The organism is uncultured Veillonella sp. (assembly GCF_937981445.1).
Lineage (GTDB): Bacteria > Bacillota > Negativicutes > Veillonellales > Veillonellaceae > Veillonella_A.
Genome location: NZ_CALJON010000051.1, coordinates 59,154 through 79,817, shown reverse-complemented (window position 1 = coordinate 79,817; position 20,664 = coordinate 59,154). Strand labels below are relative to the sequence as shown.

At 40.3% G+C, this 20,664-nt stretch carries 14 protein-coding genes, 1 tRNA gene, 1 other RNA gene, 1 pseudogene and 1 other annotated feature; of the genes and pseudogenes, 15 read left to right on the top strand and 2 right to left on the bottom strand.

Features of this window, described 5'->3' with window-relative positions:
- The first annotated feature begins 90 nt into the window (after positions 1 to 90).
- The 13 genes from Q0376_RS08190 (at position 91) to ssrA (ending at position 14,120) form a co-directional block, all read left to right on the top strand.
- Positions 91 to 1,245, top strand: coding sequence for a PIN/TRAM domain-containing protein (locus Q0376_RS08190; RefSeq protein ID WP_298706389.1), 1,155 nt, complete (start codon positions 91 to 93; stop codon positions 1,243 to 1,245).
- The gene (gene ispD / locus Q0376_RS08185) at positions 1,242 to 2,408 is read left to right on the top strand and encodes a 2-C-methyl-D-erythritol 4-phosphate cytidylyltransferase (protein WP_298706387.1); all 1,167 of its coding nucleotides are present in this window, start codon (positions 1,242 to 1,244) and stop codon (positions 2,406 to 2,408) included. Before Q0376_RS08190 ends, ispD begins: the two co-directional genes overlap by 4 nt.
- 87 nt (positions 2,409 to 2,495) lie before the next feature.
- Entirely contained in the window at positions 2,496 to 3,956 is a 1,461-nt protein-coding gene (gene gltX / locus Q0376_RS08180) for a glutamate--tRNA ligase (protein ID WP_298706436.1), read from the top strand.
- Between the two features lie 237 nt (positions 3,957 to 4,193).
- Positions 4,194 to 5,438: a peptidase T gene (gene pepT / locus Q0376_RS08175; RefSeq protein WP_298706385.1), complete on the top strand. Its 1,245-nt coding sequence runs from the start codon at positions 4,194 to 4,196 to the stop codon at positions 5,436 to 5,438.
- A gap of 82 nt (positions 5,439 to 5,520) precedes the next feature.
- Positions 5,521 to 5,720: a binding site (T-box leader), on the top strand.
- A 49-nt stretch (positions 5,721 to 5,769) separates the two neighbouring features.
- Complete coding sequence (gene cysS, locus Q0376_RS08170) at positions 5,770 to 7,224, top strand: cysteine--tRNA ligase (RefSeq protein WP_298706383.1); 1,455 nt, start codon at positions 5,770 to 5,772, stop codon at positions 7,222 to 7,224.
- Entirely contained in the window at positions 7,214 to 7,681 is a 468-nt protein-coding gene (locus Q0376_RS08165; RefSeq protein ID WP_298706381.1) for a Mini-ribonuclease 3, read from the top strand. Before cysS ends, Q0376_RS08165 begins: the two co-directional genes overlap by 11 nt.
- An 18-nt stretch (positions 7,682 to 7,699) precedes the next feature.
- Positions 7,700 to 8,443, top strand: coding sequence for a 23S rRNA (guanosine(2251)-2'-O)-methyltransferase RlmB (gene rlmB, locus Q0376_RS08160; RefSeq protein WP_298706379.1), 744 nt, complete (start codon positions 7,700 to 7,702; stop codon positions 8,441 to 8,443).
- Between the two features lie 42 nt (positions 8,444 to 8,485).
- Positions 8,486 to 9,022, top strand: coding sequence for an NYN domain-containing protein (locus Q0376_RS08155; protein WP_298706377.1), 537 nt, complete (start codon positions 8,486 to 8,488; stop codon positions 9,020 to 9,022).
- Positions 9,023 to 9,104: 82 nt separating this feature from the next.
- Positions 9,105 to 9,776: an RNA polymerase sporulation sigma factor SigH gene (sigH, locus tag Q0376_RS08150; protein WP_298706375.1), complete on the top strand. Its 672-nt coding sequence runs from the start codon at positions 9,105 to 9,107 to the stop codon at positions 9,774 to 9,776.
- A gap of 14 nt (positions 9,777 to 9,790) precedes the next feature.
- The gene (gene secG, locus Q0376_RS08145; protein ID WP_298706374.1) at positions 9,791 to 10,027 is read left to right on the top strand and encodes a preprotein translocase subunit SecG; all 237 of its coding nucleotides are present in this window, start codon (positions 9,791 to 9,793) and stop codon (positions 10,025 to 10,027) included.
- A gap of 194 nt (positions 10,028 to 10,221) precedes the next feature.
- Complete coding sequence (gene rnr, locus Q0376_RS08140; protein ID WP_298706372.1) at positions 10,222 to 12,837, top strand: ribonuclease R; 2,616 nt, start codon at positions 10,222 to 10,224, stop codon at positions 12,835 to 12,837.
- 177 nt (positions 12,838 to 13,014) lie between these two features.
- Positions 13,015 to 13,497 carry an SsrA-binding protein SmpB gene (gene smpB, locus Q0376_RS08135; protein ID WP_298706370.1) on the top strand — a complete coding sequence of 161 codons (483 nt, stop codon included), beginning with the start codon at positions 13,015 to 13,017 and terminating at the stop codon, positions 13,495 to 13,497.
- Between the two features lie 280 nt (positions 13,498 to 13,777).
- Positions 13,778 to 14,120, top strand: a transfer-messenger RNA (tmRNA) gene (gene ssrA, locus Q0376_RS08130).
- 221 nt (positions 14,121 to 14,341) lie between these two features.
- On the opposite strand, the gene Q0376_RS08125 is transcribed toward ssrA, so the two are convergent.
- Positions 14,342 to 15,820, bottom strand: a complete 1,479-nt coding sequence (locus tag Q0376_RS08125; protein ID WP_298706368.1) for a DASS family sodium-coupled anion symporter — start codon at positions 15,818 to 15,820, stop codon at positions 14,342 to 14,344.
- A gap of 488 nt (positions 15,821 to 16,308) precedes the next feature.
- On the opposite strand from Q0376_RS08125, the gene Q0376_RS08120 reads away from it, so the two are divergent.
- Together Q0376_RS08120 and Q0376_RS09330 are read left to right on the top strand one after the other, a co-directional pair.
- A tRNA-Leu gene (locus tag Q0376_RS08120) sits at positions 16,309 to 16,392 on the top strand.
- 708 nt (positions 16,393 to 17,100) lie between these two features.
- A pseudogene (locus Q0376_RS09330) lies at positions 17,101 to 17,232 on the top strand (ESPR domain-containing protein); the annotation flags it as partial.
- Positions 17,233 to 17,504: 272 nt separating this feature from the next.
- Here the strand turns inward: Q0376_RS09330 and Q0376_RS08115 are convergent.
- Positions 17,505 to 20,024, bottom strand: coding sequence for a hypothetical protein (locus Q0376_RS08115; protein WP_298706366.1), 2,520 nt, complete (start codon positions 20,022 to 20,024; stop codon positions 17,505 to 17,507).
- Positions 20,025 to 20,664: the final 640 nt, after the last annotated feature.

The window sequence follows — 20,664 nt, the reverse complement described above, 5'->3', positions numbered from 1 at the left end:
AACATTTTAACAAAAATGAAAAAAATTTTATGTTTTATTTGAGAATTTATTGTACAATATATAAAGACATTGCGAAGGGAGGTGAAATACATGGTCTATAAAATATTACGTTATGTCATAGCCTTATTGGTTGGCGTTATGGGGTATGTATTAACTGATAATTTTATGCCCGTATTGGAGCCTATAATTGACGTGAAATTTTGGAATACTGGATTTTTAGGTATTTCCTTCATTAAAATATTAGCTCTTGCCTTGGGTGGTATGTTAGGTGCTGTAGTGGGATATATTATTTCCATGCCTATTATTAACCAAGGTTTGCGTTTGGCACGAAATTTAGAACGTTTACTATCCCGTGTACCTAGCCAGGATTTAATGGCCGGCACAGCCGGATTACTCTTTGGACTTATAATAGCAAATTTAATTGGCTTGGCATTTCATCAAGTTCCTATTATTGGTTCCTATATTCCTATTATTTTAAGCGCCATCTTTGGTTATATTGGTATGCGTTTAGCTTCGAATAAAGGACCTGAATTATATAACAATTGGTTACAAAATCGCATGCTAAGTCGCGATAAGAAAAAAGAGACCAATCATCAAAAGGCGGTGCCTGAAACGCCACGGGTAGGCGAATTTGAATCTATCTCGGCAGCTAAGCTCTTAGATACGTCTGTTATTATTGATGGTCGTATTGCAGAGCTTTGTAGTACGGGGTTTTTAGAGGGGCCTTTAGTGGTGCCACTCTTTGTATTGGAAGAGTTACAATTTATTTCTGACTCCTCAGATGTATTAAAGCGCAATCGCGGCCGCCGCGGTCTAGATATTTTGCAAGGTATGCAACAGAAGGATGATCTTCTTATCAAGGTTATCGATGATGATTACGAAGACATTAATGAAGTTGATTCCAAATTAATGCGTCTTGCCATGGAGCGTAAGTGGAAAATTATTACCAATGATTTTAACTTAAATAAAGTAGCTAGCTTGCAGGGCATTTCCGTGCTTAACTTAAACGAGCTTGCCAATGCACTTAAACCAGCGATGATTCCAGGTGAGTGGATTCGCGTACAGGTTATTAAAGAAGGTAAGGAAGAAAATCAAGGGGTGGCGTATCTTGATGATGGCACTATGATTGTCATTGAAAATGGTGCTGAATATGTAGATACATCCATTGATGTGATGGTTACGTCTGTACTACAAACGAGTGCTGGTCGAATGATCTTTGCCCGTGCGAAAGGAAATAAAGAATGATAAGTTGTATTTTGCTGGCTGCTGGAGCTGGTAAGCGGATGCAGAGTAAAGAAAACAAAATATTTTTACAATTAGGTCCCTATTCCGTATTGCAATGGAATTTAGTGCATATGAGTGAAGACTCTGGCATCGATGAAATTGTCGTTGTAGTGGCGGATGGTGAAGCAGCAAAAGTAAAATCACAATATGAAGCGATTCAACATTTAGTAAAGCCTTTTGTGAAAATTGTACTAGGAGGCAAAGAGCGTCAAGATTCAGTTATGCGCGGTACGGCTGCGGTCTCTAAGGAGACGGAGATTATTTTAGTTCACGATGGAGCCCGCCCTATGGCAAAAGGGGCTTTGTTTAAAGCTGTTGCACATAAAGCTCATACTATGGGCGCTGCTGTGGCTGCGGTGCCAGCAGTGGATACGATAAAACAAGTTGTAGCTGGGGAGATGGTAGACGCTACCTTACCGCGCGAGACTTTGTATGCAGTGCAAACACCACAAGGGTTTCGCCGTGCTATATTAGAAGGGGCTCAGGCCTATGCTAAAGAGACAAATTTCTTAGGTACTGATGATACTTCTTTGGTGGAGCACTGGGGGAAGCCTGTGGCCATTGTAAGTAGTGAATACAGTAATTTTAAATTGACTACCCCTGAAGATATTAGTAAAGCAAAGCATTGTTTAGGAGTGATGGAACCGATGATGCGCGTAGGATTTGGCTATGATGTACATCGCTTTAAAGAAGGCCGTCCTTGTATTTTAGGGGGCGTGACCATTGATAGCCCTATAGGTCCTGATGGACATAGTGATGCGGATGTACTCTTACATGCTCTTATGGATGCCCTCTTAGGTGCAGCAGGATTGCCCGATATTGGTTACTGGTTTCCACCAGAAGATGACACCTTTAAAGGCGCTTCTAGTATGGACCTATTAAATCAAGTCGTATTAAGACTACAAGAAAATGGATTTAAGGCGTATAATGTAGATATCATGGTGATTGCAGAAGCACCAAAATTAAAACCTCATATTGAGGCTATGAAGGCCAATATTGCTAAGGCATTAGGTATTACGGCAGATTTTGTAAGCGTAAAAGCTACGACTCACGAAAAGCTCGGTGCCTTTGGTCGTAAAGAAGGATTAGCTGCACAAGCTGTTGTAACAATTTGCCCTTTATAGGGCGTTTTAGTTGATACGCAGTGTCGATGCAGTATCATAGGCATATTGTGTTATATAGATACAATAGAGAAAGGATTTTTTATTATGATGAAAGTTCGATTTGCTCCAAGTCCAACTGGCCCTTTCCACATTGGTGGTGCCCGTTCGGCTCTATTTAACTGGCTACTTGCTCGTAAGGAAGGGGGCAGCTTCTTACTTCGTATTGAAGATACAGATTTGGCTCGTTCCACTAGAGAGAGCGAAGAGAATATTAAAGCCGCTTTAAAATGGCTTGGCATGGATTGGGATGAAGGCATTGACGTAGGTGGTGAACATGGTCCATACCGTCAAACAGAACGCCTTGATTTATATAAAGAAATTACAGATCGTTTATTGGCGGAAGATAAAGCGTATTACTGCTATTGCTCTGAAGAAGAGTTGGAAGCAGAACGTCAGGCTCAATTAGAACGTGGGGAAACACCTAAATATAATGGCCATTGCCGTCATTTAACGGAAGAACAAATTGAAGCTTACAAAAAAGAAGGGCGCAAACCAACAGTGCGCTTGCGTGTACCTTTAAATGAAACCTATGCATTTGATGATATGGTTCGTGGTCATGTATCCTTTGAATCCAATGGTGTAGGTGATTTCGTTATTGTAAAATCTGATGGCATCCCAGTTTATAACTATGCTGTAGTTATTGATGACCATACTATGGAAATTACGCATGTAATTCGCGCGGAAGAACATTTATCAAACACACCACGCCAAATTGCCATTTACAATGCCTTGGGCTGGGACGTACCTACTTTTGGTCATATTTCCTTGATTCTTGGCAAAGACTATAAGAAAATGAGTAAACGCCATGGTGCTACCTCTGTTGACCAATATCGTCAACTTGGTTATTTGCCAGAAGCGATTGACAATTTCTTAGCCTTACTTGGTTGGGCGCCAGAAGGTGAGCAAGAATTATTCACTATGGATGAATTAATTCAACATTTCTCCATGGATCGAGTAGCTAAAAATCCAGCAGTATTTGATATTGATAAATTGAACTGGATTAACTTCAATTATATGAAAAACTTAAGTGATGAAGCATTGTATGAACTTTGCTTACCTCATTTACAGGCTGCTGGTTATGCTAGTGAACAGCCTGATGAGGCAGAAAAGGCTAAGCTTATTATGCTTTGTGTATGCTTAAAAGATCATATTAGCTTTGGGGCTCAAATTAAAGACGAAGCTAAATTGATTTTTGAAGATAAAGAAGTACCAACTGAAGAAACTAGAGCAGAGATTGATGCTGTATTAGCAGAAGAATCATGTATTACTGTACTTACAGAATTCCGCAATGCCATTGCAGCATTTGAAGAGATTACACCAGATGTAGTAAAAGCGACTATTAAGGGCATTATGAAAGCTACTAAATTAAAGGGCAAATTTGTATTTATGCCAATTCGTATTGCTACTACAGGTCAAATGCATGGACCTGATTTAAATTACATCATTACCTTATTCGGCAAAGAAAAAACAGTAGCGCGCTTAGACGAAACAATTGCGAGCTTACGCTAATTCGCTAAGATCAGCTTACGCTAATGTTAATTTGTTAAGAAACGTATAGCTTACGCGATTTGTTTTGAGGCGTATAGTTTACGCTAATTTGCTAAGAATACGTACCGATTTTAATACAGACTGTGGGGGATTACTACAGTCTGTATTACTGCGTAAACGGTAAAATGACTGAGGCTTGAGCACATTTTATGTTGGCATAGAATGTGATATTCATATAAACCCGTAAGGAGGATTATTATGGAAACAATGGTGGAACGCTTTCTTCGTTATGTGAAAACTGAAACAAGGTCAAATGAAGAATCAACAACCGTGCCAAGTACGCAAACACAGGTGGAGTTTGCTAAGGTATTGGCTGAAGATTTGAAAGCACTCGGTGTTCAGGGTGTGAAAATCAACCCAAATAATGGCTTTGTTATTGGTGCTTTACCGGCTAATACGGATAAAGACGTACCAGGTATCGGTTTTATTGCCCATATGGATACAGCGGACTACAATGCAGACAATATTACCCCTCGTATTATTGAAAACTACGATGGTGGCGATATTGTGTTGACTCAGGATCCAAAACAAGAGCCAAAGCTTGTGTCCACGGTTAAAGCATTTCCTAATTTAAAAAATTATGTAGGAAAGACTTTAATTGTTACTGATGGCCGCACATTACTCGGTGGGGATGATAAAGCGGGTATTGTAGAAATTATGGAAGCTTTGCGTTACTTTGTGGAACATCCTGAAGTAAAGCATGGCCTCATTATGTGTGCCTTTGGTCCTGACGAAGAAATTGGTCGTGGCGCTAATTTGTTTGACGTGAAAGACTTCCCAGTAGCCTTCGCTTATACAGTTGATGGTTCTAAACTAGGTGAGCTTGAATACGAAACCTTTAATGCTGCTGGTGCTGTAGTCGAGCTTACGGGGATTTCCGTACATCCTGGTTCTGCTAAGAATACGATGATTAACTGCAATAAGCTCGCTATGGAGTTTGACCGCATGTTACCACAATGTGCCGTGCCAGAATTAACAGAAGGTCATGAAGGGTTTATCATGTTGTATGAATCCAATACAACCGTTGAAAATGGTAAAATGGAATATTTAATCCGCGATCATGACCGCGCACAGTTTGAATGTAAAAAACAAAACTTTGAACTTGCTGCTAAAGTGTTAAACGAACGCTATGGTCGTGAAGTGATTAAACTTACTATTACTGATCGTTATTACAATATGTATGAAGTAATCAAAGACCATATGGAATGTGTTGAAATTGCTGAGAAGGCAATGAAAGAAGCCGGTGTAACGCCTATTATTCAACCAATTCGTGGCGGCACTGATGGTTCTAAAATCTCCTTTATGGGTATTCCCACACCAAATATTTTCACTGGTGTAGAAAATTTACATGGACCTCATGAATTTGCCTGTGTAGATCACATGGAATTGTCCGTAAAAACGATTATTGGCATTTGTACAGGTGCAGAACAATCAGCTAAATAATTTTGCACAATTAATTAGCCCTTTCTAATTGACTTTATCTAGTGTTCATGGTAATATCTTATATATATCGAAAAAATTGTTTTTAATGACGATGATCGAAAGAAGTACTTTGTAACTAGCTTTACAGCGAGAACTAGATAGTGTGAGAGTTCAAGTATAGACAGGGGAAATGCCTTCGGGAGTTGACAAGCTGAAGCCGAGTAGGTTTGTCCGGTTACGCCCGTTAAGCGTTTGAGTGGGTGTATACCTAACAGAGTGGAACCGCGGGCCACCGTCTCTGTATTGAGATGGTGGCCCTTTATCATTAAACGGAAGAGAGGCATCGGTGACGATGAGAGAAATTAAAGTATTTAATACGATGACAAGAGAAAAAGAAGTATTTAAACCTGTAAAGGACGGGGAAGTTAAGATTTATGTATGTGGTGTAACCCCATATAATCATCCCCATATAGGGAATGCACGCCCTTTTGTTACTTGGGATGTTATTCGTAGATACTTGACTCATGTGGGCTATAAAGTAACTTATATCCAAAACTTTACAGATGTGGATGACAAAATCATCAACACATCTAATGGTGAAGGTGTATCCTGGGATATTATTGCTAATCGTTACATTGATTCCTATTTTGAAGTTATGGATAAATTACATGTACGCCATGCCGATGTATATCCTCGCGTATCTGATCATATTGAAGAAATTATTGCTATGATTGCGGCGTTAGTGGAAAAAGGCTTTGCTTACGAGCTAGACGGGGACGTATACTACAGTGTTGAAAAATTCCCTGAATATGGTAAACTATCTGGCCGTACGCTTGATGATATGGAAGCGGGCGCTCGTGTAGATGTTAATGACCGCAAGCAAAATCCTATGGACTTTGCACTTTGGAAGGCTGCTAAACCAGGCGAACCATTCTGGGAAAGTCCTTGGGGGAATGGCCGTCCAGGTTGGCATATTGAATGCTCTACTATGAGTAATAAATATTTGGGCGATGAATTTGACTTCCACGGTGGTGGTAGCGATTTAATCTTCCCACATCATGAAAATGAAATTGCTCAATCAGAAGGCTGCACAGGACATCATCCTTCCGTACGCTACTGGTTGCACAATGGCTTTATTACAATCAACCAAGAAAAAATGAGTAAATCCTTAAACAACTTCTTCTTGGTTAAAGATATTTTAGAAGAATATGCGCCAGATGCATTGCGCTACTTCTTACTCAGCACTCATTACCGCAGCCCATTGGACTTCAGTGATGAACGCTTAGAAGAAGCCAATAAATCCTTAGAACGCATGACAACAGCTATTGAAAATCTTCTTTACTTAGAAGCAAGTGAAGAAGGCGAATGCGATGATGAAGCTAAGGCATTACTTGAAAAAGCACGTGCTTATCGCGACGAATTTGAAGAAGCTATGGCTGATGATTTCAACACAGCATTAGCAGGGTCTCCAATGTTTGGCTTAGCAAAAGAAATCAACATTTACTACCAAGCTGTGCAAAATTGCAATGGCAAAGTATGTCATGAAACATTAGATGAAGTTAAAAATATCTTCAAGACTATGACTGATATTTTAGGCATTTTAGATGATGCTTGGGAAGGCGCATCTAAAGGTGCTGATGCAGAAGAATACGAAAAATTGATGCAAGTTGTGCTTAATGTACGTCAACAATGCCGCGAACAAAAGCTTTGGGATTTAGCTGACGCAATCCGTGATGAACTTGGCAATATTGGCATTATCATTGAAGACTCTCCACAAGGGGCACGGTGGAAAAAACGTGAAGTTTAAGCGCTATCAATTTTTGAAGAGCACCGCTATTGAAAAACTGAAAACGCGTGATTTGCATGAGGGAGTGATTCTGGGAGACACAGATGACTCCCTCATGCTTGCCTATATAGGGGATGCGGTGTTTTCCCTATTTGTACGTCAGCATATTTGTTCTGTAGGCATTACTAAGGTACAAGTGATTCATACGCTAGTTACGGAGTGTATATGTGCTAAAATGCAGGCTAAGGCACTTTATTACTTGGAAGAGGAAGGCATTTTAAATGAAGTAGAACTATCCGTGGCCAAACGAGCGCGCAATAGTAATGTAAATGTTCCTAAAAGTGCTACGGTGCAAGAATATCGTAGTAGTACGGCTTTTGAAGCCGTTATTGGGTATTTATATGGATCTAAACAAGAGGCACGTTTAGCTATTATTATGGAAACAGCCTTTAAATTTATGATTCATCAGTTAGTATAGAATGTAAGGAGAGTCACTATGAGTGATTATATTGTAGGACGCAATGCCGTGCGAGAGGCACTTCGCAGTGGCCGCTCTATTCAGCGTCTGTTTATTACTAATGAAAAGCTACAAGGCTCTTTGCAAGAAATTATAAAATTGGCGAAGGATCGTCATATTGAAATTCGAAAGGTGGGCGAGCAGCAATTAAATAAATATGCGGAAGGTGTTGTTCACCAAGGTGTAGTGGCTTTAGTGGCTCAGGTGGCATTTGCGGATCTTCAAGAGGTATTGCAACAGCAGGCTCTTGGAGCGGAGAATCAAGCCCCCTTATTGGTCTTATTAGATGGTATTGAAGACCCTCACAATATGGGAGCAATTATTCGTACTGCTGAATGCTGTGGTGCGACGGCCATATTGATTCCTAAGCGTCATAGCGCTCCCATTAATGCCACTGTAGGAAAGACCTCTGCTGGGGCAGTGGAGTTTATGCCTTTGGTACAGGTTGGCAATGTGGCACAAACCATTGAGGATTTAAAAAAACAAGGATTTTGGGTCTTAGGGGCTCATATGGAAGGGCAACAGACTATGTATGAGGCCGACATGACCATGCCTTTAGTGCTCGTTATTGGCAATGAAGGTAAGGGGCTAAGCCGTTTAACTAAGGAAAAATGTGATTTCTTAGTGACCATTCCCATGTATGGTAAGCTCAATTCCTTGAATGCATCTGTAGCAACAGGTATTTTATTATATGAAGCAGTGCGGCAACGTCAAGCAAAATAAGACTTGGTATGACTCGTTGCTGTGTATATAAAAGAGGCAGTTATGAGAGAGGATATTTTAATAGTAGACGGTTACAATGTCATATTTGCTTGGCCTGAACTTAAGAAAATCAGCAAGAGTTCTTTGGAGCATGCACGACGTCGCATTAAAGATATTTTGCAAAACTATGGTAAGCATAAAGGCTATCAAGTGGTATTAGTTTTTGATGGTAAATATGCACATCATGGGCAAGAACGTTCCTATAAAGGGGACGAGTTTACTGAAATATATACGGTTGATGGGGAGACTGCTGACTCTTGTATTGAGCGCATCGTTTTTGAATTGCGCAATCAATATAAGAATGTGTATGTATGCACTTCGGACTATGCAGAGCAAAGTCAGGTTCTTGGCTTTGGGGCCTTACGTATTTCCAGTCGAGAGCTAAAAGGTCAGGTAGAGCGTGCAAAAATTGATGAACAGCGGTATTATAAGGGCCTTCATAAAGGCGATACCGTTCAATTGCAACGCAATGAGCTAGGGCATCAGATTTCCGGCCCCATAGCCAATAAGTGGGAGACCATGAGGCGAGGGAAGAAATAGGCTATATAAACTGTTGCAGAACTTATATATATAAAGTATAATGTAATTTATATTAGTGGGATTATGCGTTTGGGAGGCTGCCATGCATGTTGAGCCATATATTAAGGAAGAGTACAAGCGTTATATCGGTTTAACAGATGAAGAAGTGGTTAAGCTATCGCAAGAGCAGGATGATCCTGTAGCTGTAGATTATTTGGTAGACAAATATAAGAACTTTGTGCGGGCTAAAGCGCGCTCTTATTTTTTGATTGGTGCCGATAAGGAAGACATTATACAAGAAGGCATGATTGGCTTATATAAGGCAACCCTCGATTTTAAAGATGATCGCTTGGCTTCTTTTAAAGCCTTTGCTGAATTATGTGTAACGCGTCAGATTATTACAGCTATAAAAACAGCAACAAGACAGAAACATATTCCACTTAATTCTTACGTTTCTTTGAACAAACCGATTTATACGGATGAACCGGAACGAACTTTAATGGATGTTATCGTAGAAGGTCAGGGCGCTGACCCAGAGGAATTATTCATTAATCGGGAAGAGTTTTCTGATATTGAAGCAAAGATGGGCACTATTTTAAGCGATTTAGAAGGCAAGGTATTGATGGGCTATTTAGATGGCAAATCATATCATGAAATAGCTGCTGAAACGAAGCGCAGTGTTAAGTCCATTGACAATGCGTTACAAAGGGTAAAACGTAAGTTAGAAAAATATTTAGAACACCGTGATAAAGCGATGAAACAAAATGAAATGTAGGAAGGATGACAATTGTGAGAAATTTTTTAATGTTCGCTGAGGTAGTAGTTTCCATTTTATTGATTTTAGTAGTAGTTATGCAATCCAGTAAAAGTGCTGGTATGGGTGGCTCCGTTGGTGGTGCTGCGGATTCCGTGTTTGGCGGTAAAGCAAGAGGCATCGATGGCTTATTATCCCGTTTGACTATTATTTTGGGCATCATCTTTGCCGTACTTAGTCTTGGACTTGGTATTTATTTAAATCAATATTAATATAGAGCCTGCCTTGCGCAGGCTTTTTTTATATGTAAAATTTGTGTATAAATATTGTCATCTTGCCCATAAAATGGTTAAATCATGTTAAGATGAGAGTAGAAGTATAATGTATTACGCAATGATGTAAATGTATTACACAATGAGGCAAATTAGGTTATTTGCAAGTATGGATAAAAGAAAAGGTGATGAGTATGAAACAACGATCAAGTAAGAAAATGAAAGATGTAGTACCATCCAATACAGACGAGATGAAGAGTTTACGTGATGAAATTGTGGAGTTTTTTGCAGATATTCGGCCGGAAGCATACCACATTGAAGATGCAGCGTATGTACTAGGCATTAAGGGCGCTGATGAATTAGCTGAGTTTATGTCTACAGTGGCAGACTTATCTCGTGAAGGTATCCTTAGTACAAAAGATGATGAGTATTATTTTTACAAAGACGCGGCACAAGCTGATGCTGAAGGTGGTCATGAAATAAGTAAACACGAAAGCAAATATGGAACGGAAAAGAATCGGTTTACATCACTAAGTAAAATGAAGGATAAAACGAAAGCGGCCCATAAGGAAGAGAAGAAAAAACGTCAACTTGGCGATACTGCTGCCAATACTTGGTATCAAGGCATTTATAAAGGACAGCGTCAAGGGCGTGGTCTCTTTGTAGGTGAGGATGGTGTTACTGAAATCATTATTCAGCCAGAACATCGTCATGGCGCACTTCACAATGATGAAGTCAAAGTAGAAATCCTTGGAAATACTTATCCTGGAGGCCGACCAGAAGGTGTTGTTCGAGATGTTGTAACACGAGCCAATACCTTTATTGTAGGGACCTATGATCGACAAAAAAGTTTCGGCTTTGTTATTCCCGATGATGAACGTATTGTAGATGATGTATATGTGGAATTAAGTGCTACCATGGATGCCCGTAGTGGTGCTAAGGTGCTCGTTGAAGTTACAGAATGGCCAACATCTCGTGGCCGTCATCCTGAGGGCCGTATCGTACAAATTTTAGGCTATAAAGGCGATGTGGGGCTAGACATTAACTGTATTATGGCAGAGCATAAGATTCCTTTTGCATTTCCAGATAATGTATTACAAGAAGCAGATAGTATTAATCTAGCTATTGATGTGGAAGCGGGACGTTTAGATCTTCGTGCGGTTCCTATGGTGACGATTGATGGTGAAGATGCGAAGGATTTAGATGATGCGGTGAGCTGTGAACTCTTAGGTAATGGCAATTTTATGCTCGGTGTACATATTGCCGATGTAAGTCATTATGTACGGGGCGGTTCTTTGCTCGACAAAGAGGCGTATAAGAGAGGCACCAGTGTGTATTTAGTAGACCGTGTAGTGCCTATGTTGCCACCCGTTCTATCAAATGGTATTTGTAGCTTAAATGCCCATGAAGATCGCTATGCCATGAGTTGTATCATGGAAATTAACTCCCAAGGGCGGGTTATCAAATCTACTATTACTCCATCAGTAATACGAGTTGATCGACGTTGCAGTTATAATGAAGTATATAAGGCCTTAAGTGAACAGATTATTCCTGAAGACTTAACAGAACTCATGCCTTTGGTGCACAATTTACATGATGTAGCGAATGCATTAATTCGCATGCGTGAAAAATCAGGCGCCTTAAACTTTGAATTCCCTGAATATAAGGTCTTATTAAATGAAGAGGGTACGCCACTTCGCATTGTGCGTAAAGACCGGACTATTGCTGAGAAAATCATTGAAGCTTGTATGCTCATCGCCAATGAAACGGTAGCTACTTATTTATCTAATACGGATAAACCGTCCATCTATCGTATTCATGAACGCCCTAGTGAAGAAAAATTGAATGCCTTACAAACAGTAGTAACTTACTTAGGTAAATCATTTCATTTTGACGCAGATACTATTGAGCCACGGGATATTCAATCCTTTTTAGACAGTATACAAGGCACTGAGGTGGAACAAATCGCACAAATTATGACCTTGCGATCCATGCAACAAGCTCGTTATTCACCGGTAAATGCAGGCCATTTTGGTTTAGCATCAAAATGTTATACCCATTTTACGTCTCCTATTCGTCGTTATCCGGATTTAATTGTTCATAGATTATTGAAAAAAGCCTTGCATTGGCGTAATGGCTATACTCAATATGATGACACGGAAGCGTATTTAAGCAAGGCTGCCGAACATTGCTCGATTCAGGAGCAAGTGGCAGTGGCAGCAGAACGAGATACATTAGACCTTAAAAAGGTTCAATATATGGAACCTTTCGTTGGCGAAGTATTTGAAGGACGTATTAGCTCTATTACTTCGTTTGGTATGTTCGTTGAACTTGAAAATGGTATAGATGGTCTTGTGCATATTGCGACTCTAACAGATGATTACTATTTCTTTGACGAAGAGCATTTTCTTTTGGTAGGGCGTCAAAGTGGCAAGGAATACCATTTGGGACAAGAGGTAACGGTTACATTAGTCAAAGCTGATTCTGCTAAGAAACAAATTGATTTTGTACTCGGTGCTGTAGAGGATATTTCGTACTTCTTAAATCGCATAAATCGACGCATGGGTAAGCCTATTGGTTATGGCAGTAACGCCCTTGCTAATGGAGGATCCTTAGGGCGCAGTCGCGGTGCTTTAGAATCTAATACTTCACGCAAGAGTGGTCGATCATCACGATTTGCACCGGTTTTTAGTCGGGAAAAAGCAAATGGTACGAGTAAGAAGAAAGATAAAAAGCGTAAAGATAGTACAAAGAAATCGAAGGTAAAAGGCAAGAAGAAGGATAAGGGCAAACGTAAGGCAAAACGCTAGGAATTTATCCATTTGAGTATATGAAGTTATATTATTAATGGTATAATAGAAGACAAAATAGAAGACAAAATGTAAGAATGTAATTTAGCAATGTAATTTAGCAATGTAATTTAGTAATGAAATTTAGTAATGAAATCGTTGTGTTTAATTACATTCGATTGTTGAGGTGGTATAGATTTGAGTAAAGCAGGTAAAAAGGACGGCAATAGTTTAATAGCCGATAATCGAAAGGCTCGTCATGATTATCATATTCATGAAACATTTGAGGCGGGCATTGTATTGACTGGTACCGAAGTGAAATCAATTCGCCAAGGGCGTTTGAATTTAAAAGATAGTTTTTGTGGCATTGAAAATGGTGAGCTGTTTTTGTATCAGACGCATATTAGTCCATATGAACAGGGAAATCAATTTAATCACGAACCACTTCGTACACGTAAGCTTTTAATGCATCGCAGTGAAATTCATAAACTCTTAGGGCAAGTTAAGGAAAAGGGCTTTTCCTTGGTGCCTTTGAATTTTCATTTCAGTCATGGTTTAATTAAAGTTACGGTAGGTCTTGTAACAGGTAAGAAAAACTATGATAAGCGTCAAGATATGGCGGAGCGCGATGCGAAACGAGATATTCAAAGGCGTATGAAAGAACAGAGTCACGATTATTAAGGGTTTCTTTTACTGTAAGGTTGAGTCATTGTTTCTATATTAAATCATTACAACTTTTATAGACATTTACTTATTTTATAGTAGTTAGTTCACTTTAGAGTAATTAGTTTCCTTTATAACAATTAAACTATTTGCCTAACTACTCGTATAATAATAAAGGCTGTCATGTAATCCTTGTTAGTATATACATGGCAGCCATTTTTTATAGGAGTATAGGTGGATCAAGGCTCTTAGTTGACAGTTTTTAGGCAGTTAGCTATAATTAAATTTGCACACATATGGGGACGTAATGGTTTCGACAGGGGTGCGTGTATCATAGATAGCGAGTCGGCGTTCCATGAGGCCGTAAAACGGTGGAACTTTTAAATTAAACGCAAACGAAAACTTTGCATTAGCTGCATAAGCTACGTCTTACCTTGCTCTGCCCGTGAGCAGGGATAAGGCGTCAAACTACGGGCTCGCCTGATTTATATGCTCAAGTAGATTAGGTTAAAACCCTGAGCTGGGTTAGTGTAGTTTGTCGGTGTACAATAGCTAACTAAGAACTAAAACAGCGACTGCACTCGGAGAAGTCTGTGGGGCAACACTTTTGGACAGGGGTTCGATTCCCCTCGTCTCCACCACACTAAATTAGCTATATTGAGCTAAGTATTTAATAATAAACGCCTTTATATACATCATACATTCAGGTTTGCTACGCAAAAATTCAGTATGCTGTATATAAAGGCTTTTTTCCTAATAACATAAATACCCCTAACGCTAAACTGATTAGTCTAACTTTAGGGGATTTTTAATATGCTATAGCAATTGGTATGACGCTATGCAATAGGTATGATGTTTTGAATTATAAAATTTTAGGCAAAATGAATTCAATCCAAGGGATGCCGATTAAAATGAATATGGCAAGGTAGATGATGCCGAAAATGGCACCAAGTTTCCAGAATTCAGGACCTTTAACATAACCACTAGCAAACCAAACAGGGCTATGACCTGTACCATAAGGTGTTAAGATACCCATGATGCCCATTGGGAGCAAGAGGATTAACATGATTTGGCTAGCATCGGCGCCAGGAATTTGTAAAATCAAGGTTGCAAATAGGCCAACCATGGCAGTTACATAGGCTGTGCCAGAAGCGAAGAAGTAACGAAGTACGCAGAACGCGAGCAATAGGCCTAGCGTAGCCCACATTAAGTCTAAGCTTACGAGGGAGGAACCAAATGCATTGGCTAACCATTTTAAGAAACCTACATTTTTAAGGCCTTCAGCCATAGGTACTAATGTGGCGAACCAAGTGAGTACATTCCAGGCTGGTTTGTTGGCTAAGAAATCACTCCAAGTGATGATTTTAGATACAACCATTAAGATGATAACTACAAGTGCTGTAGTAGTAGGGTTGATTTTAAAATAGCCGGCACCAATCCAAAGTACAAGGGCTAAAACAGAAATACAAGCCATGGCAATTTCGGCGCCAGACATTTTACCAAGTTTGTGGAATTCTTCCTTAGCCCAAGCAGCGATTTCAGGAGAACCTTTTACTTCAGGAGGGCAAAGGAAATAGGTTAATACTGGTGTAATAAGGAAGAGTAAAATGCCTACTGGTGCAACGGCTAAGAACCAACTTGTCCAGTTTACAGTAGGTACACCGGCTTTGGCAGCTAATTCCACCGCAAGTGGGTTAGGTGCTTGCCCAGTGAGGAATAAAGTACTTGATACACAAGTGGTAGCAAGGCTGACCCAGCAAAGATAGGATCCAATTTTGCGAGGATTTTTGTCTGGATAGCTGTCGAACATAGGGCAAATACTTGAAACGATAGGGTAAATGGTACCGCCACTACGCGCTGCATTACTTGGAATAAATGGTGCTAAAATTAAATCCGTAATAGCAATGGCATAGCCAAGACCTAAAGAGGATTTACCTAATTTTTCAACTAAGTATAAGGCAATACGACGACCAAGACCACTGTTTTGGTAGCCGATACCAATCATGAAGGCGGCAAAGATTAGCCACACGATGGAGTTGGAGAAACCGCTAAGCCCCCAATTAACCGCTGATGCGGCTGTAATAGTAACCGCTTTACCTGCCTTGTCTACAACAGGCATACCAACTTTAAAGAGAATAGATAAAGTAATAGCAATAAGTCCAATAAAAGCTGGTGGCATCGGCTCTAAAATTAAGCCTACAACTAAAGCGGCGAAGATGCTAACGAAAATCCAAGCACCTGTTGTCAGTCCTTCAGGAGCACCGATGGTAAATACAATGAGACCAATAATAATTGGAGCTAAGTATTTGCTAGCTGCTCGAAGATTAAATTTTGATTCCATAAAAAAACTCCTTTCTTTTTAACTTATAAGCTTATGGATTCCTAAGTTCTTAGTAGCTTATAAATTAGTGCATGATTTATTATATAGAAAAATTCATGTAAAGTATAGAAAAATATAGAGTAGAAATGCTTATATATACTAAATAGTTGGCATTATTTTAATCGGGCTTAAATAGGCTGTGTTAAAATTGATAATTAATTTTTGTAAATATTTAAAAATTTCGTTATTTATGGATAATATAGTTAATATATGAGAAAAATTTAGGGAAAATATCCTTATAATTTTGATTTATATATTATTTATTCATTGTTTGTTGATTTTATTCGAATATAAAAAATTCTGTAGCTGCTTATATGATTATGAAGATAAAATAGATTTTATATAGGTGTTGTATAGTTGTTGAGAGTTGTTTATTGAAAAATCATAAATGATAAATTTTAGTTGACAATTTAGTCAAATTCCTGTATTATTATTTTTGTTCCATTCATGCCGGAGTGGCGGAATGGCAGACGCACTTGACTCAAAATCAAGCGGGTAACACCGTGTGGGTTCAAGTCCCACCTCCGGCACCAGATTTTAAAAGAGTTCCGTTACAATTCGTATAATTTAGGATTGTGACGGAACTCTTTTTTGCTTATTTTATAAAATTAAATTTAAGCGTGTTAAATACTGACAGCTAACAGCCTATTATGATTAAGGCGAATAGTATGGAGAATAGTGAGGAATCTAATTTATAGAATAAGGCGTTATTGAATTAGAGGGGGACATAAATAAAAAAAGAGGATAAGTTTCACAATATAGGATAATTAGAGCCTATGCGGTGGAGTAAGTCCTCCTTATTTATATTTAAACATAGAAGGATGATTGTGGTAGTTTCAGTCATAAAAGTTGATTTGAATTATAGTATATGTAGAATTTTATCATTAATTAATAAAATTAACCTATAAATAAGATATAAAAGCTAAATTAAATGTTCTATATATAAAAAATCTATGTTTAACATTTTGTTTATTTTGATTGTTGTGAGACAATATAATAATTTGTATGGTTTATTATATTGTTGATTACGTATTAATGGAAAAGTCCCTGTTATTATCGTAAAGAATAGAATTAATTTAATTCTTTATTTATGCTATATTATGTTATAAAAATAGATTAAAAAAATATATTTAAGTTTACTCATTAAAAATAATGATTGACATATAGTGTATAAATAAGTATAATTCATTTTAATTTTAAATATTATAGTTGTGTTTGTTGATATAGGAGAGAAAGATTTTATGAATAGAGTGTTTAAAGTTATTTGGAGTAAAACGAAAGGGTGCTACGTTGTTACTTCTGAATTAGCAAAATCCCATGCTAAGGCTGCTAGTTCTAAAAATAAAGTAAGAAAAGCTGTAGCAACAGTGCTGTTAGGAACTACTATGCTATCTCAGCATGCTGTTTATGCTAGTTTAATTACAGCGGATAAAGGGTTTATGGATGGTACAAACAATGTTGCTTGGGATTCTGGTAGTACAGGTAGCTACAGGTTACTATTACGTGGTATTAATGGTATTACTACTACGTTAAATGCCTATGATACCACAGATGAAAATGGTGTTGGTGTTGAGGGGCCTAATCGAAATACAGCAAGGCAAGTATTAACGATAGGTCTTAGTACAGAATCTCAAGAAAAATTAGATCAAGCCGCAGCTGCAGCATCATCTTCTGCTACTTCAGCAGAATCTTCAGCTTCAAGTGCAAGTAATGCAGAAAGTAGTGCTAATACTGCATTAAGTGGTGCTAATACTGCATTAAGTGGTGCAACAAGTAGTGCATCGAGTGCGATAGCTGCCGAATCCAGTGCAAGTAGTGCCTCAACAAGCGCAGCTGCAGCAGATTCGAGTGCATCTAGTGCAAGTGCTAGTGCCACAGCAGCCGATTCTAGTGCAAGTAGTGCCTCAACCAGCGCCAATAATGCAAGCACCAGTGCAAGTAGTGCCGCTACTAGTGCCAATAGCGCAAGTACGAGTGCAACAGCAGCTGATTCTAGCGCATCTAGTGCAAGTACCAGTGCCACAGCAGCAGACTCCAGTGCAAGTAGTGCCGCTACTAGTGCCAATAATGCAAGCACCAGTGCGACAGCAGCTGATTCTAGCGCATCTAGTGCAAGTACTAGTGCAAGCAGTGCTTCAACTAGTGCCAATAGCGCAAGTACTAGCGCTACAGCAGCTGAATCCAGCGCAAGTAGTGCCTCAACAAGCGCAACAGCAGCTGATTCTAGCGCATCTAGTGCAAGTACCAGTGCCACAGCAGCAGACTCCAGTGCAAGTAGTGCCGCTACTAGTGCCAATAGCGCAAGTACCAGTGCAACAGCAGCTGATTCTAGTGCATCAAGTGCAGCTACTAGTGCCACCGCAGCTGACTCTAGCGCATCCAGTGCAAGCAATAGTGCAAGTGCTGCCGATTCTAGTGCAAGTAGTGCCTCAACTAGCGCATCTAGTGCAAGTACAAGTGCAACTGCAGCCGTTTCTAGTGCATCCAGTGCAAGTACTAGTGCCACAGCAGCTGCATCCAGTGCAAGTAGTGCCTCAACAAGCGCAGCTGCAGCAGATTCGAGTGCATCTAGTGCAAGTACTAGTGCCACAGTAGCCGCATCCAGTGCAAGTAGTGCCTCTACAAGCGCCGCAGCAGCAGATTCGAGTGCATCCAGTGCAAGCATTAGTGCGACTAATGCAGAATCTAGTGCTACCAGTGCATCTACAAGTGCAAGTAATGCAGAATCTAGTGCAACAGAAGCAAGTAGCAGTGCAAGTAGTGCGAGTGCCAGTGCAACAGCAGCTAATTCAAGTGCATCCAGTGCAAGCATTAGTGCGACTAATGCAGAATCTAGTGCTAGCAGCGCATCTACAAGTGCAAGTACTGCAGAATCTAGTGCGAAGGTAGCGTCAGACAGTGCATCCAGTGCAAGTACTAGTGCAATAGCCGCTGATTCTAGTGCATCCAGTGCAAGCACAAGTGCAAGTGCTGCCGATTCTAGCGCATCTAGTGCAAGTACCAGTGCCGCAGCAGCAGATTCGAGTGCATCCAGTGCAAGCATTAGTGCGACTAATGCAGAATCTAGTGCTAGCAGTGCATCTACAAGTGCAAGTAATGCAGAATCTAGCGCTAAAGTAGCGTCAGACAGTGCATCCAGTGCAAGTACCAGTGCAAGCAGTGCATCTACAAGTGCAAGTAATGCAGAATCTAGCGCTAAGGTGGCGTCAGACAGTGCATCCAGTGCAAGCATTAGTGCGACTAATGCGGAATCTAGTGCTAGCAGTGCATCTACAAGTGCAAGTAATGCAGAATCTAGCGCTAAAGTAGCGTCAGACAGTGCATCCAGTGCAAGTACCAGTGCAAGCAGTGCATCTACAAGTGCAAGTAATGCAGAATCTAGTGCAACAGAAGCAAGTAGCAGTGCAAGCAGTGCTTCAACTAGTGCCAATAGCGCAAGTACTAGCGCTACAGTAGCCGAATCCAGTGCAAGTAGTGCCTCTACAAGCGCAGCTGCTGCTGATTCTAGTGCATCTAGTGCAAGCACAAGTGCCACAGCAGCTAGTTCTAGCGCTACAGCAGCCGAATCCAGCGCAAGTAGTGCCTCAACAAGCGCAACAGCAGCTGATTCTAGTGCATCTAGTGCAAGTACCAGTGCCGCAGCAGCAGATTCGAGTGCATCCAGTGCAAGCATTAGTGCGACTAATGCGGAATCTAGTGCAAGCAGTGCATCTACAAGTGCAAGTAATGCAGAATCCAGTGCTAAGGTAGCGTCAGACAGTGCATCCAGTGCAAGTACTAGCGCAATAGCAGCCGATTCTAGTGCAAGTAGTGCCGCTACTAGTGCCAATAGCGCAAGTACAAGTGCCACAGCAGCTGACTCTAGTGCAAGTAGTGCGTCAACTAGCGCATCTAGTGCAAGTACAAGTGCAACAGCAGCTGACTCTAGTGCAAGCAGTGCGAGTGCCAGTGCAACAGCAGCTAATTCGAGTGCATCCAGTGCAATCATGAGTGCGACTAATGCAGAATCTAGTGCTAGCAGCGCATCTACAAGTGCAAGTAATGCAGAATCTAGTGCAACAGCAGCTAATTCGAGTGCATCCAGTGCAAGTACTAGTGCTACAGCAGCTGATTCTAGTGCAAGTAGTGCAAATTCTAGTGCTAATGCAGCAGCAGAGAGTGCCACAAGTAGTGCTTCTAGTGCAGTAGCGGCGAATTCCAGTGCAATTGCATCGGCTGGTAGTGCACAAAGTAGTGCTTCTAGCGCGGTAGAAGCTAATTCAAGTGCAGTTCGTGCAGAGTCGAGTGCTAATGCAGCAGCGGAGAGCGCAACAAGTAGTGCGTCTAGTGCGGTAGCAGCTAACTCAAGTGCATCTCGTGCAGACTCTAGTGCTAATTCGGCAGCTGATAGTGCGCAAAGCAGTGCATCCAGTGCGGTAGAAGCTAATTCTAGTGCGTCCAGTGCGGAATCCAGTGCAACTGCAGCAAGCACTAGTGCATCCAATGCTGAATCTAGCGCAACAGCAGCAAGTACTAGTGCAAGTAGTGCAGAAAGTAGTGCAAACAATGCAGATTCTAGCGCACAATTAGCAGCAAGTAGTGCTACTGTAGCTACCAATGCTGCCGCAACAGCTAATAGCATCTTAGATACTTTGAATTCTGGTGGAATTTCAGGCGGCACAATTGATGGTGAAGGTGCATTAGCAACTGGTAAGGGATCTCAGGCAATCGGAAATAATACAACTGCCTATGGCACTAATGCACAAGCAACTGCAACAGGTGCTACTGCATTAGGTGCAAATTCTCAGGCTAGTGCAAATAACTCT